The organism is Roseateles sp. GW821-FHT09H10 (assembly GCF_059415865.1).
In genome coordinates, this window is sequence record NZ_JBWKOB010000008.1 from 1 (window position 1) to 12,902 (window position 12,902).

At 70.9% G+C, this 12,902-nt stretch carries 13 protein-coding genes; 9 read left to right on the forward strand and 4 right to left on the reverse strand.

The features are described from left to right. The 6 genes from AC07OY_RS27425 to AC07OY_RS27450 all read left to right on the forward strand — a co-directional run. A partial coding sequence (locus AC07OY_RS27425; protein ID WP_495045780.1) for a POTRA domain-containing protein occupies positions 1–1,243 on the forward strand: 1,243 nt, incomplete at its 5' end. A 95-nt stretch (positions 1,244–1,338) separates the two neighbouring features. Continuing rightward, complete coding sequence (locus AC07OY_RS27430) at positions 1,339–1,905, forward strand: DUF4402 domain-containing protein (protein ID WP_495045781.1); 567 nt, start codon at positions 1,339–1,341, stop codon at positions 1,903–1,905. Between the two features lie 20 nt (positions 1,906–1,925). Then, positions 1,926–2,360, forward strand: coding sequence for a hypothetical protein (locus AC07OY_RS27435; RefSeq protein WP_495045782.1), 435 nt, complete (start codon positions 1,926–1,928; stop codon positions 2,358–2,360). 1 nt (position 2,361) lies between these two features. Then, a complete protein-coding gene (locus AC07OY_RS27440) occupies positions 2,362–2,811 on the forward strand; it encodes a DUF4402 domain-containing protein (protein WP_495045783.1) in 450 nt (149 codons plus the stop codon). 68 nt (positions 2,812–2,879) lie between these two features. Then, on the forward strand, positions 2,880–3,713 hold the full coding sequence (locus AC07OY_RS27445) for a fimbrial biogenesis chaperone (RefSeq protein WP_495045784.1): 834 nt from the start codon (positions 2,880–2,882) through the stop codon (positions 3,711–3,713). A 20-nt stretch (positions 3,714–3,733) separates the two neighbouring features. Beyond that, positions 3,734–6,757: an SdrD B-like domain-containing protein gene (locus tag AC07OY_RS27450; protein WP_495045785.1), complete on the forward strand. Its 3,024-nt coding sequence runs from the start codon at positions 3,734–3,736 to the stop codon at positions 6,755–6,757. Here the strand turns inward: AC07OY_RS27450 and ispD are convergent. Genes ispD through AC07OY_RS27470 form a run of 4 tightly spaced genes read right to left on the reverse strand, consistent with a single transcriptional unit; the run spans position 6,747 to position 10,028 of the window. Beyond that, positions 6,747–7,442: a 2-C-methyl-D-erythritol 4-phosphate cytidylyltransferase gene (gene ispD, locus AC07OY_RS27455; protein WP_495045786.1), complete on the reverse strand. Its 696-nt coding sequence runs from the start codon at positions 7,440–7,442 to the stop codon at positions 6,747–6,749. The two genes, AC07OY_RS27450 and ispD, sit on opposite strands and share 11 nt — an antisense overlap. 8 nt (positions 7,443–7,450) lie before the next feature. Continuing rightward, entirely contained in the window at positions 7,451–8,401 is a 951-nt protein-coding gene (locus AC07OY_RS27460) for a bestrophin family protein (protein ID WP_495045787.1), read from the reverse strand. Continuing rightward, positions 8,398–9,273 (reverse strand): alpha/beta fold hydrolase, encoded by an 876-nt coding sequence (locus tag AC07OY_RS27465; RefSeq protein ID WP_495045788.1) that lies wholly within the window; start codon positions 9,271–9,273, stop codon positions 8,398–8,400. Before AC07OY_RS27465 ends, AC07OY_RS27460 begins: the two co-directional genes overlap by 4 nt. Beyond that, positions 9,270–10,028, reverse strand: a complete 759-nt coding sequence (locus tag AC07OY_RS27470) for a class II aldolase/adducin family protein (protein WP_495045789.1) — start codon at positions 10,026–10,028, stop codon at positions 9,270–9,272. The genes AC07OY_RS27465 and AC07OY_RS27470 overlap by 4 nt, the downstream gene beginning before the upstream one ends. 72 nt (positions 10,029–10,100) lie before the next feature. On the opposite strand from AC07OY_RS27470, the gene AC07OY_RS27475 reads away from it, so the two are divergent. From AC07OY_RS27475 to AC07OY_RS27485, 3 genes are all read left to right on the forward strand, one after another. Then, positions 10,101–11,138 (forward strand): RNA methyltransferase, encoded by a 1,038-nt coding sequence (locus tag AC07OY_RS27475; protein ID WP_495045790.1) that lies wholly within the window; start codon positions 10,101–10,103, stop codon positions 11,136–11,138. A gap of 97 nt (positions 11,139–11,235) precedes the next feature. Further along, positions 11,236–11,832 carry a chalcone isomerase family protein gene (locus AC07OY_RS27480; protein WP_495045791.1) on the forward strand — a complete coding sequence of 199 codons (597 nt, stop codon included), beginning with the start codon at positions 11,236–11,238 and terminating at the stop codon, positions 11,830–11,832. Between the two features lie 72 nt (positions 11,833–11,904). Then, on the forward strand, positions 11,905–12,897 hold the full coding sequence (locus AC07OY_RS27485) for a 2-hydroxyacid dehydrogenase (RefSeq protein ID WP_495045792.1): 993 nt from the start codon (positions 11,905–11,907) through the stop codon (positions 12,895–12,897). Positions 12,898–12,902: the final 5 nt, after the last annotated feature.

The window sequence follows — 12,902 nt, forward strand, 5'->3', positions numbered from 1 at the left end:
CGACCAGGCCGCCCTGCAGGCCCGGCGCGTGGGCCTGCCCGAATCCGCCCTGCCCGCCCTGCCCCTGGCCGAGCTGAAGATCAGCGGCGCCCGGCGCGTCAACGCCGAGGCCCTGCGCGCCGAGCTGGGCCTGCAGCCGGGCGACCGCGTCGGCCGCGGCGAGCTGGCGCGCGCCGTCGAGCGCCTGGACGGCACCGGCGACTTCGACCGCATCGAGACCGAGGTCGACGACCGCGACGGCCGGCGCAGCGTTGAGCTCAAGCTCACCGAGGCCGACTGGGCCGCCAGCCGCGTGCGCCTGGGCCTCGAGCTGTACAGCAACTTCGCCGACGCCAACAGCTATTCGCTGGTCGCCATGCATGTGGCCAACTGGCTCAACCGCTGGGGCGCGGAGTTGCGCAGCGTTGCGCGCATCGGCTCCACGCGCGGCCTCAACACCGAGTTCTACCAGCCGCTGGGCCCCGGCTCACGCTGGTTCACCAGCGCCAAGCTCGCCTATGCCGCCGGCAGCAACGACGTCTTCGACCAGGGCCAGCGCGCGCTGCGCCTGTCCAGCAGCCTGACCAGTGCCCAGCTCGAACTCGGCCACCGCGTGGCCGGCCTGGGCGACCTGCGCTTGGGGCTAGGTCGCCTGCACGCCAGGGACGAGGTCGTGCTGCCCGTCATTCCCGAGAACGGCCGCCGCTCGCAGACCTATGGCCAGCAATACCTGGAACTGCACACCGACTCCCTCGACTCGCTGGCCTTCCCCAGCCGCGGCCAGTGGACGACGGCACGCATCGAATGGCTGCGCCCGCGCGGCGAGTCCGGCGTCATCAACGCGTCGCTGCTCGGCCTGTCGGCCTTCCGCCTCGGCGAATGGGCCGGCCAGCTGTATGGCGAGTTCGCCCACGCCGAGCGCGGCCAGGCGCGCTCGCTGGGCGGCTATCTGCGCCTGTCCGGCACGCCCGACGCCTCGCTGGTGGGCGAGAACATGGTGCTGGCCCGCCTCGTCATGGCGCGGCGCATCGGCGAGATGCCGGTCGGCCTGGGCGGCGCCGTGCGCATCGGCTTCTCGCTCGAAGCCGGCGCCATCGGCGCGGGCTCGGGGCTGAAGCTGTCCAATGTGCCGCGCAGCGGCTGGCAGCAGGCCGCCAGCGGCTTCCTGAGCGTGGACACGCGCTTCGGCCCCTTCTTCCTGGCCCTGGGGTCGACACGCGGCGGCGAGACCTCGGCCTACCTGCTGCTCGGCCCGACGTGGTGAATTGGCATTCAAGCCCCCGCCACTTCGGTCGATAAGCCCCTCAAGAGGACCTGCAGCATGCGGGCTGGCCCCCAACGGGCGTTGAGGAGAAGACCATGAAGATCCAGTCGTTGAAGAAACCTGTCCCCGGCCTGCTGGCCCTGGGCACCCTGATGTTGCTGGGCGCCGCCGGCATGCGTGCCGTGCAGGCCGCCGACAACGCGACGGCCTCCGCGACCGCCGTCGTGCTGCAGCCCATTGCCGTCAGCAAGGCGGCCGACCTCGTGTTCGGCAACGTCGTCGCCGGCAACGGCGTCGTGACCCTCGCGACCGACGGTACCCGCACGAAGTCCGGCACCGCCGCACTTCCCACCGGCGTCGCGGGCGTGGCGGCGCGCTTCGATGTGACGGGCTCCGGCAACAACACCTTCTCCATCGACTACACCGGCAGCGACACGGTGCTGACCGACGCGAGCAGCAACACGATGGCCGTCGACTGGATCACCGAGGCACTGGCCGGCACGACCGCGAGCGGCAAGACCGACGAGACCACCGACGCGACGTCGGGTACCCTCTCGTCCGGCGCCGCCTACATCTTCGTCGGCGGCAAATTGACCGTCGGTGGCGCCCAGGCAGCCGGCACCTACACCGGTGTCGTCAAGGTCACCGTCGCCTACAACTGAGGGCAAGGCCCTTTTCCGCCATGACGCGCGCTTCCTGCGCCCTGTGCGCGGCCGTCGGCCTGCTGTGCGCCCTGACGCCGCCGACGCGCGCCCTCGCGGCGACAGCCCCGGCCCAGGCCAGCGCCGTCGTCGTCGTGCCGGTGGCGGTCAACGCCTGGCTGGGCGTCCCCATCAACGTGCAGGAGCTGCTGCTGGCCCAGAACGCGCCGGCCGGCCCGGCCACCGGCACTCTCGTGCCCCGCGTGCCCAGCGCGACGGTACCGGCCGCGCTGCGTGCCCTGCCGGTCTGGATCACGGCGGCCGTGGAGTCGCGCCAGGCCTTCGGCGCGGAGATCGTCGCCGCCACCGGCTCGGCCCTGCTGCCGCGCGGACCGGCGGCGGCCATCTCGTTCGGTGCGGCGGACGGCGATGGCGACGGCGAGCCGCCCCTGGTCATCACCGTCGCCTTCAATTGAAATGCAGCGCTGCCTGACCTGGGCCCTGCTGCTGGCCAGCGCCGCCGCACAAGCGCAGGACTTGACCAACAACACGGCCCTGTCCTTCGGTGCCTTCACGGCAGGCGGCGGCGGCACCATCACCGTCGCACCGGGCGGCGGGCGCATGAAGACGGGCAGCGTCATCCTGGTCAACCAGGCCGGCACGGCCAGCGCCGCGCAGTTCACCATCAGCGGCACGCCGAACGCCGTGTTCACCATTTCCCTGCCCATCGACGGAACCACCTTCCTGACCGACGGCGGCAGCGGCAGCATGGCCCTGAACAGCTTCTCCAGCAGCCCGCCGGTGACGGGCGTGCTGTCCGGCGGCGGCACGCAGACCATCAACGTCGGCGCCACGCTCAGCGTGGGCAATCTGCAGGGCACGGGTGCCTACAGCGGCACCTTCAGCGTGACGGTCAACTACCAGTAACAAATTGCACCGTGAATGCGGCGCTTTTGCGGGCTTTGCCGCCCTCAAGTTCTGGCGACCATGCCGGAATGCGTGCAACACCCAAGCTTTTCCTGCTGGCGGCCCTCGGGCTGCTGGGGGCGCGCGCCGCCTTCGCCGACCTGATGCTCTTCCCGACGCGCATCGTCTTCGACAAGCAGCGCGCGGCCCAGGTCGAGCTGATGAACCAGGGCAAGACGCCCGAGACCTACCGCATCCATCTCGTCAACCGCCGCATGGGCCCGAATGGCGAGTTCATCGCCATCGACCAGCCCGGCGCCGGCGAGCAGTTCGCCGACGCCATGCTGCGCTACTCGCCGCGCCAGGTCACCATCCCGCCGGGCGGTTCGCAGACCGTGCGTATCCTGCTGCGCAAGCCCGAGGACCTCGCCACGGGCGAATACCGCTCCCACCTGCAGTTCGACCGCGTCGCCGAAGCCAGCGGCGCCAGCAGCGTCGAGGACGTCGCCAGGCGCGGCGTGCAGGACGTGGGCGTCAGCATCCAGGCCCTGGTCGGCGCGTCCATCCCCGTCATCGTGCGCCAGGGCGACACGCAGGCCCGGCTGGACCTCGCCGACCTGGCCGTGCAGCCGCCCGCCGCGGGCGGCCCCGGCCTGCTGTCCTTCCAGATGAAGCGTGACGGCAACCGCTCCGTCTATGGCGACCTGCTCGCCACCTTCACGACGACGGCCGGCGTGACCTTCGAGGTCGCGCGCGCCGGTGGCGTCGCCGTCTATGTCCCCAACGCCAGCCGGCGCGTGCAACTGCCCTTGCAGTTGCCCTCCGGCAACGCCCTGCCCGCCGGCACCTTGAAGCTGGCCTTCCGCGAGCGGCCCGAGTCCGGCGGCAAGCTGCTCGCCGAGACCGCGCTCACCCTCCCCTGACGGGCCGGCGCCCGCGCGCCATGGCCCGCCGTGCCCTGCGCCTCGCCCTCGCTGCCCTGGCCGTCTGGCCATGGCTGGCCTGGGCCGGCCCCAACGACGCCCCCACGCCGCTGCGCCAGCTGGAGGTGCAGGTCGACGGCCGCAGGATGGCCGAGCCCGTGGACGTCTTCCAGACCGACTACCAGGTGCTGCTGCCGCTGGGCGCCGTGTCGCGGCTGCTCGGGCTGGATGTGCGCGTCCAGCCGGCCACGGGCCGTGCGGCCGGCACCCTGCCCGGCTCGGGCGAACCCTTCTGCCTGGATCTCGTCGAGTCCAGCATGCGCATCGGCGAGCGCCGCCTGTCCTTCGAACCCCGCCTCGCCCAGGCCATCGGCAGCGACATCTATGTATCGACGCAGCTGCTGACGCGCTGGCTCAACCTCGAGCTGGCCGTGGACCTGCCGCACTGGCAGCTGCGGCTGCGCGTGCGCGACGGCGTCGCGGTCGCCCCCGCCGCGCCGCTGCCACGGCCCGGACCCGCCCGCATCGACGAGAACAACCTGCTGGTGCTGGAGGTGATGCTGGACGGACAGGTCATCTCGGACAGCTTCGCCGCCTACCAGGACGGCACCCAGACCCTGCTGCCGCTGGGCGAGCTGTCGCGGCTGCTGACCCTGGCCATCCAGGTGCGGCCCGACCGCGGCAGCGCCGAGGGCCGGCTGCCGCGCGACCGTGCCTTCGCCCTCAACCTGCCCGAAACCCTGGCCAGCGTGGCGGGCCGCGAGCAGAGCTTCGAGCCGCGCCTGGCCGGCGTCGTCGGCGACGACATCTATGTGTCGCGCCAGCTGCTGACGCGCTGGCTGCCGCTGGACCTGCAGCTCGACCTCGCCACCCTCAAGCTCAAGGTCGTGCCGCGCGAGAAGCTACCGCTGCAGGAGAAGCTGGAGCGCGAGCGCCTCGCCGCCGCCCTGGCCGGCATGCAGCCCGCCGAGCGGCCCAACTACCCCTACGCGCCGTCGACGCCGGGGGCCATCGGCGTGCCGTCCATCGACCAGTCCCTGGGCGCCGACGCCCGCTACGGCCGCCATTCGCGCCAGTACAAGGCCGCCTACACCGCCTATCTGACCAGCGACCTGCTCGGCATGGAGGGCTCGGCCTATGTGCTCAAGACCCAGGACAAGGCCACACCCGACCTGCGCGTCACGCTGGCGCGCAACGATCCCGATGGCGGCCTGCTCGGGCCCATGAAGGCCCGCTCGGTGACGCTGGGCAACGTGGCCCTGCCCAGCGTGCGCAACGTCATGCAGGGCAGCGCCAAGGGCAATGGCGTGGCCGTCAGCAACCGGCCGCTGGACCAGCCCAACAGCTTCGACCGCCACAGCCTGCGCGGCGACCTGCCGCCCGGCTGGGACGTGACCCTCTACTACAACGACCAGCTGCTGGGCTACCAGTCCTCGCGTGCCGACGGCCAGTACGCCTTCGACGACCTGCCCCTGTCCTTCGGCCCCAACGAGTTCCGCCTCGTCTTCCACGGGCCGCTCGGGCAGCTGCGCGTCGAGAAGCAGAGCTTCCTGCTCGACCAGGCCAGCGTGAAGCCTGGCGAGGTCTTCTACACCCTGGCCTCGCAGGTGGCGGACGACGGCTCGGTGCGCAGCCTGGCCCAGGCCGACATCGGCCTGGGCAAGAAGCTCACGGGCAAGCTCGGCCTGGTGCGCCGGCCGCGCATCGTCGGCGGCATCGCCACCGAGACGCTGGACTATGGCCAGCTCGGCCTGCTCGCCTATCTCGACTCCATGATCCTCAGCGGGCAGCTGAGCGGCATGCGCGGCGGCGGCCTCGGTGAGCTGGGCTTGAAGACCCGCCTGGGCAGTTTTGCGCTGGACGCCCTGCACACCCAGCGCCAGGGCGGCTTCGTCACCGACCAGTTCTCCGTGCGCCGCCGCGACGAATTGCGCCTGCAGGGCAGCGTCAAGCTCGGCGCCCTGCCGCGCCTGATGCTGGATGTCGGCGCCCTGCGCAGCAGGCTGGACTACGGCGGCACCGACCTGCAGCTCGGCCTGCGCACTTCGCTGATGTACTGGGGCACGGCCTTGTCCAACAGCCTGCGCTGGCAGCGCAGCGGCGACCAGACGACGACGGACGGCGCGCTGCAGGTCAGCCGGCGCGTGGCCGACATCGGCCTGAACGCCCAGTTCAACTACCGCGTGCAGCCCGGCAGCAGCCTGCAGGCCGTGGCCATCAGCGCCGACCGCAACCTGGCCGACGGCTACCAGCTCAACGCCGGCCTGCTGCGCAGCATGGACTCGGGCCTGACCCTGGTGTCGGCCGGCCTGGCCAAGAGCCTCGGCAGCTTCGGCCTGGCCCTGAGCGCGAGCTATTCCAGCCAGCGCGAGCTGGCCCTGGGCCTGCAGCTCTTCATTGCGCTGGACCGCGACCCGCGCAGCGGCCGCTGGCAGTTCGACGGCCAGCCGCTGGCCGGCACCGGCGCCGTGTCGGCCCGCGCCTTCGTGGACCGCAACATGAACGGCATCCGCGAGCCCGGCGAAGAGTTCGTACCCAACGCCGGCTTCATCCTCAACGGCGGCGGCCGCCATCCGCGCCTCACCGATGCCGGCGGCGTGGCCTTCCTGAACCGGCTCTCACCGGGGCGCTATGCCGACATCGCACTGGACCCGTCCACGCTGGAAGACCCGCAATGGAAGCCGCTGACACCGGGCGTGCGCGTGCTGCCGCGGCCGGGCCGCGTCGAGCAGCTGGAATTCCCGGTCATCGTCACCTCCGAGGTCGAGGGCACCATCTACCTCGTCGAAGCCAAGGGCAAGAAGCGCGGCATCGGCGACGCCCAGGTGGAGCTGGTCAATGCCAAGGGCGAGGTCATCGCGACGACCACCAGCTCGGCCGACGGCTACTACCTCTTCCACCAGGTCACGCCTGGCGCGTTCAGGCTGCGCATCGCGCCCGAACAGGCCGCCAAGCTCAAGCTCAAGGGCGCGCTGGAGCGCACCCTCGACGTGCCGGCCAACGGGGACTTCCTCAGCGGCGAGGACCTCGATCTCAGGCTCTGAGCCAGCGCTCGGCCAGCGCGAAGTCCTCGGGCCAGGTCACCTTGAAGTTGGCCATGGACGCACGCACCAGCAGCGGCGCCAGGCCCAGCGCCTCGACGGCGCTGGCCTCGTCGGTGGCGGCGGCGCCCATGGCGGTCAGCGCCTGCTCGACCAGGCCGAGGCGGAACATCTGCGGCGTCTGCGCGGCCCATTTGTCGCGGCGGTCGACGGTGGCCGTCACACGGGCTTGTGCGTCAGCGGCCTTGAGCGTGTCGGCGATGGGTTGGGCCAGCAGGCCGCCGACGGCGTCGGGCAGGCAGGCGTCGATCAGCGCATCGACCCACTCGGGCCTCAGCAGGCAGCGCGCGGCGTCATGCACCAGCACCCAGTCATCGCCGACGGCGCCGCGGCGGCGCAGTTCGGCCAGGCCGCCCAGCACGCTCTCGGCCCGGCTGGCACCGCCGACGCGAGCGGCCCAAGCGCTGTGGTCAGGGACGGCGGTCTCGAAGCGGTCATCAGCCGGCGAGAGCACCACCAGGGTCTGGACGAGGCGCGGCACGGCCGCGAGCGCCGCCAGCGTGTGGGCCAGCATGGGCCGGCCGGCGATCTCGACGTATTGCTTGGGGATGCCGGCGCCGGAGCGCTCGCCGATGCCGGCGGCTGGCACGAGGGCATAGCAGCGCGGGCTGCGGGAGTCTGTCGTCATCGGCTGAATTAGAGCAGCAGGTAGTCGACCGGCTGCAGCGGCGGCGGTGGTTCGGCGTCGCCCAGGGCCTGGCGCAGCTCGATCTCGATGCCGCGGCAGATGGCATCCAGCGGCAGATCGTTGGCCTCGGTGCCGAAGGGCTCCTCGATCTCGTCGCCGAGGGCGTCCAGGCCGAAAAAGGTGTAGGCCACGATGGCGACGACCAGGGGCGTCATCAGGCCGATGGCGTCCACCAGGCCGAAGGGCAGCAGGAAGCAGTAGAGATAGGCCGTGCGGTGCAGCAGCAGCGAATAGGAGAACGGCAGCGGCGTGTGGCGGATGCGCTCGCAGCCCGCGGCGGCGGCCGTCATTGCACTCAGCGTCGCGTCGATCTCGACGGCGCGCATGCTGTCCAGCAGGCCATCGCGGCGGCAGCGGGCCAGGTCGGCACCCTGGTTCAGCATCAGCATGGCGGGGCGGTTGTGGCCAGCGGCCAGGGCGGCCAGCTCGGTCGATGACACCAGTCCCTGCAGGCCGCTGTCATCCTGCGGCCGCCCGCGCAGCAAGGCCTTCAGCGCATGGCAGAAGGCCGCCGCACGCAGCAGCAGGCGCACGCGCGCGTCGCCCAGGTCGCGCGCAGCGGCCGGCGGCGCGGGCCAGTCGATCAGATGCAGCACCTGGCGGGCGAGGTTGCGCGAGCGCTGCACCAGCTCGCCCCAGAGCTTGCGCGCCTCCCAGTAGCGGTCGTAGCAGGAGCTGTTGCGAAAGCCGAGGAAGACGGCCAGCGGCAGGCCCATCAGCGAGAAGGGGATGGGCGACAGCATCAGCACCATCGTTTCGCGCGGCAGCGCGCGATGGCCCAGCGTGACGATGAAGGCCAGCAGCACATTGGCCAGCAGCACGCCGCGGATGCGCCTCAGGATGGAGCCGCGCAGCACGAAGAAGAGCCGCAGGGCGGAGGGACGCTGGCGCAGGATCATGGCGCCATTTTCGCCAGCGCGTGCTGCACGGCGGCGAGTACGGCCTGGGGCGCCTCCATCTGCGGGTAGTGGCCCACGCGCGGCAACTCGACGACGTCGGCGGGGATCTGCAGCTCACGCAGCCTCGCGATCATGTGGGCGCCCGAGATGGGGTCGGCGCTGCCATTGATGACGGTCAGCGGCACCGGGCAGTTCTGCAGGGCGCCGACCCAGCGCTCGCGGTTCTCGCGGCGCTCCACCATGTAGCGGATCAACCCCGGCAGCGCGAGACAGCCGTCGTCACGGCTCATCAGCGTCCACATCGCGTCCAGCTCGGCTTGCGTCGGTTTGGCGTCGCCGGCGATGGCCGTCAAGCTTGCCCCGAGCTTGGCCCGGCTGGACAGGCGGGCGATCAGCGGGCCCAGCGGCGACAGCAGCAGCTTTTGCAACAGCACCGGCCTGTGCGTCTCGGGAAAGAGTCCGCCATTGAGCAGGATGACGCCGCGCAGCTTGACGGGCAGGCGGCCATCGATGGCGCGGGCGACGATTTCCTGAGCCACCGTGTCGCCGAGGTCATGGGCCAGCACGGCGCATTCGCTGACCCCGGCCTCGGCCAGGGCCGCGAGAAACAGGTCGGCCTGCTCACCCACCGTGTAGCGATGCCCGCGCGGCTTGGCCGAGAGCCCCAGGCCCAGCATGTCGGCGGCAACCAGACGGTACGTCCGCGCCAGGTCGGGCCAGAGCTTGCACCAGTCCCAGCTCGCCGTCGGGAAGCCATGGATCAGCAGCAGGGCCGGTGCGTCCTGCGGCCCGTCGCTGCGGATGAAAACGCGCTGGCCGCGAAAGTCGACATGGCGGCCCGCCGCTGCCCAAGTCTCGACGCTCGGGGTCACGCGTCGTGCCCGGGGCTCTGGCGCGCCAGACGGCGCAGCAGGCCCGGCCACGCCAGTTCGGCGCCCGAGCCGCGCAGCACCTTGTCGCTCTGGGCGCGGATGCCGGCCAGGATGGCTTGCGGGATGCGGATCAGCTCGCCACCACCCGCCTGCGCCGCGATCTGGATCTCGCAGGCCCGCTGCAGCATGAACATCTTCAGGAAGGTGTCGGCGGCGCTTTGGCCCAGCGTGAGCAGGCCATGGTTGCGCAGCATCATCAGGGAGGTCTTGCCCAGGTCGCGCACCAGGCGCGATTTCTCATCCGGGTTGAGGGCCACGCCCTCGTAGTCGTGATAGCTGAGGGAGGCCAGCGGGAAGAGGCTGTGCTGGGAGATGGGCAGCAGGCCCTCGTGCTGGGCGCTGACCGCCACGCCGGCCACCGTGTGCAGATGCATGACGAAGTGCGCCTCGTCGCGAGCCTCGTGCACGGCACTGTGGATGATGAAGCCGGCCGGGTTGACGTTGTAGTCGCTGGGCACGACCTTCTCGCCGGCCTTGTCCACCTTGACCAGGCTGCTGGCCGTGATCTCCTCGAACATCATCCCGTAGGGGTTGATGAGGAAGTGATGCTCGGGGCCGGGCACGCGGGCCGAGATGTGGGTGAAGATGAGGTCATCCCATCCATGCAGCGCGGCCAGCCGGTACAGGGCGGCGAGATCGCAGCGGACGGCCCATTCCTCGGGCGAGCAATCAGGCGAACCGGACTTTGGGCTCATGGCGTCTCCTCAGCAAAAGGATGAATCCAGCATAGCGCCGACAATCGGGGCGCTGTTGTCACCTCCGTTCCCATGCTGATCGCCGACCTCCGCCAGCGCCTGCGCGCGCTGGGCGCCAACCCCGACCACGAAAGCCGCGTGCTGCGCCTGTGGCTGCAATGCCTGCCGCTGGATGGGGGCAAGCGGCCGCTGCAGGGCTGGCTGCCCAAGGCCGTCTTCGAGGCGCTGCCTGCGCTGATGGCGGAGCTGGACGGCCTGCTGACCCTGCGCAGCGAGCATGCCGGCGGCGACGGCCAGTCGGCGCGGCTGCTGCTGGGCCTGAACGATGGCCAGACCGTGGAGACCGTGCTGCTGCCGCGCGACGGCGTCTGCGTGTCCAGCCAGGTGGGCTGCGCGGTCGGCTGCAGGTTCTGCATGACGGGCGTGGACGGCCTGATCCGCCAGGTCGGCAGCGCCGAGATCGTGGCCCAGGTGGTGCTGGCAAGGCGCAAGAACGCGAAGCTGAAGAAGGTCGTCTTCATGGGCATGGGCGAGCCGGCGCACAACCTCGCCAATGTGCTGGAAGCCATCACGCTGCTGGGCCGCGAGGGCGGCCTGGCCCACAAGCAGCTGGTGTTCTCGACGGTGGGCGACGAGCGCGCCTTCGCCGCGCTGAACGAGGCCGAGGTCAAGCCGGCCCTGGCCCTGTCCCTGCACACGACGGACGCCGCCAAACGCGCCGACCTGCTGCCGCGCGCGCCGCGCCTCACGCCCGAGGATCTCGTTGAAGCCGCTGACGCCTATGCCCGCGCCAGCGGCTATCCCATCCAGTACCAGTGGACGCTGCTGGACGGCGTCAACGACGGCCCCGAGGAGATGGACGGCATCGTGCGCCTGCTCAAGGGCCGCTACGGCCTGCTCAACATGATCCCCTTCAACAGCAACGAAGGCCTGCCCTTCCGGCGCCCGAGCTGGGACCGCGCGAAGGCCATCGCGGCCGAGCTGAGCAGCCGCGGCGTGCTGACCAAGCTGCGCGACTCGGCCGGCCAGGACGTCGAGGGCGGCTGCGGCCAGCTGCGCGCCCGCGAGGCCAAGGGCCGCCCTGCTCGGGTGGTAAGGATTCACGCCTGATTCGAGGGTATCCGGCAGACCGGTTACGGTCGATTCCGCAAGCAGAATCGCGGCGCCGCAGCGGACACGCTGCGAGAAGAGCCACCTCGGAGACCCCATGACCCAGCTTCAGACGCTCGCCGCGCGCGTGCGCCTCGCCACCCTGATCGCCGGCGCAGCCCTGTGCCTGCAGGCCACCGCGGCGCCCACCGCCACCAAGTTCGACACCACGGCCCAACTGGGTGGCAGCGCCTTGCAGCTGAACGGCAAGGGCACGCGCGTGCGCCTGGTTTTCAAGGCCTATGACATGGGCCTGTACACGGCCCGGCGCGTCGCCACCACGGCCGAGCTGATGGCCCTGCCGGGCCCCAAGCGCCTGCAGTTCACGGCGCTGCGCGAGCTGCCCGGCACCGACCTGGGCCGCCTCTTCCTGCGCGGCATCAGCGACAACACGCCGGCCGCGCAACTGACGCGCCACACGCTGGCGACGACCCGCCTCATCGAGGTCTTCTCGGGCAAGCCCAAGCTGATGCCCGGCGACGGCTTCACGATGGATTTCGTGCCCGGCAAGGGCACGCAGTTCTACATCCAGGGCCAGCCCCAGGGCGAGCCCATCGGTGATGACGAGTTCTTCACCATGGTGCTGAAGATCTGGTTCGGCGAATCGCCGGCCGACGCCAACCTGCGCGACGCGCTGCTGAGCGGCAGGGACTGAGTTCCCTCGCCGACCCCGGCCCGCAAGCTCCGCGCGCCTACGATGAGGCGTCGTCCAGCCCGCCTCACCGCCATGAAAACCGCTGTCTTCAGTGCCCGCCGCTATGACCAGTCCCTGCTGGCGCAGGCCAACCTGCGGGCCGGCCACGAGCTGGTGTTCATCCAGGACCGGCTGACTGCCGACACGGCCCGCTTGGCCGGCGGCTGTGCCGCGGTCTGCGTGTTCGTCAACGACGGCGTGGATGCCGAGGTGCTGGCCCGGCTGGCCGACCAGGGCACGCGGCTGGTCGCGACGCGCTCCACCGGCTACAACCACATCGATGCCGCCGCAGCCGCGGCGCTTGGCATCGCCGTCGTGCGCGTGACCGACTACTCGCCGCACTCGGTGGCCGAGTTCGCCGTGGGGCTGCTGCTGGCCGTGAATCGCAAGATCGCCCGCGCCAGCAACCGCACACGCGACGGCAATTTCGAGCTGGAAGGGCTGATGGGATTCGATCTGCACGGCAAGACCGTGGGCGTCATCGGCACCGGCAAGATCGGCACGATCTTCGCACGCATCCTGCACGGCTTCGGCTGCACGCTGCTGGGCCATGACGTGGCCGCCAATCCGGCCTTCGAGGCGCTGGGCGGCCGCTACGTGACGGTGCCGGAGCTGATGGCGCAGTCGGATGTCATCTCGCTGCACTGCCCGCTGCTGGCAGGCACGCACCACATCGTCGACGCCGCGTCGTTGGCCGGCATCAAGCGTGGCGCCATCCTCGTCAACACCAGCCGCGGCGGCCTGGTGGACACCGAGGCGGCCGTGCAGGCCCTCAAGAGCGGCCAGCTCGGCGGCCTGGCCATCGACGTCTACGAACAGGAGGCCAACCTGTTCTTCCAGGACCTGTCGTCCACCGTCATCACGGACGACGTCATCCAGCGGCTGGTGTCCTTTCACAACGTCATCGTGACCGGCCACCAGGCCTTCTTCACCGTCGAGGCTGTCGGCCAGATCATGGCCACCACCATCGAGAGCCTCAGCGACTTCGAAGCGGGCCGGCCGCTGCGCCACCGCATCCCTGCATAGAATCG

What these genes read in the sequence shown, in the direction of transcription:
- AC07OY_RS27460 (WP_495045787.1), bottom strand. Translation starts at nt 8,401, where the DNA reads ATGATCCTGCGCCAGCGTCCCTCCGCCCTGCGGCTCTTCTTCGTGCTG.
- AC07OY_RS27430 (WP_495045781.1), top strand. Translation starts at nt 1,339, where the DNA reads ATGAAGATCCAGTCGTTGAAGAAACCTGTCCCCGGCCTGCTGGCCCTG.
- ispD (WP_495045786.1), bottom strand. Translation starts at nt 7,442, where the DNA reads ATGACGACAGACTCCCGCAGCCCGCGCTGCTATGCCCTCGTGCCAGCC.
- AC07OY_RS27480 (WP_495045791.1), top strand. Translation starts at nt 11,236, where the DNA reads ATGACCCAGCTTCAGACGCTCGCCGCGCGCGTGCGCCTCGCCACCCTG.
- AC07OY_RS27450 (WP_495045785.1), top strand. Translation starts at nt 3,734, where the DNA reads ATGGCCCGCCGTGCCCTGCGCCTCGCCCTCGCTGCCCTGGCCGTCTGG.
- AC07OY_RS27435 (WP_495045782.1), top strand. Translation starts at nt 1,926, where the DNA reads ATGACGCGCGCTTCCTGCGCCCTGTGCGCGGCCGTCGGCCTGCTGTGC.
- AC07OY_RS27485 (WP_495045792.1), top strand. Translation starts at nt 11,905, where the DNA reads ATGAAAACCGCTGTCTTCAGTGCCCGCCGCTATGACCAGTCCCTGCTG.
- AC07OY_RS27470 (WP_495045789.1), bottom strand. Translation starts at nt 10,028, where the DNA reads ATGAGCCCAAAGTCCGGTTCGCCTGATTGCTCGCCCGAGGAATGGGCC.
- AC07OY_RS27475 (WP_495045790.1), top strand. Translation starts at nt 10,101, where the DNA reads ATGCTGATCGCCGACCTCCGCCAGCGCCTGCGCGCGCTGGGCGCCAAC.
- AC07OY_RS27445 (WP_495045784.1), top strand. Translation starts at nt 2,880, where the DNA reads ATGCGTGCAACACCCAAGCTTTTCCTGCTGGCGGCCCTCGGGCTGCTG.
- AC07OY_RS27440 (WP_495045783.1), top strand. Translation starts at nt 2,362, where the DNA reads ATGCAGCGCTGCCTGACCTGGGCCCTGCTGCTGGCCAGCGCCGCCGCA.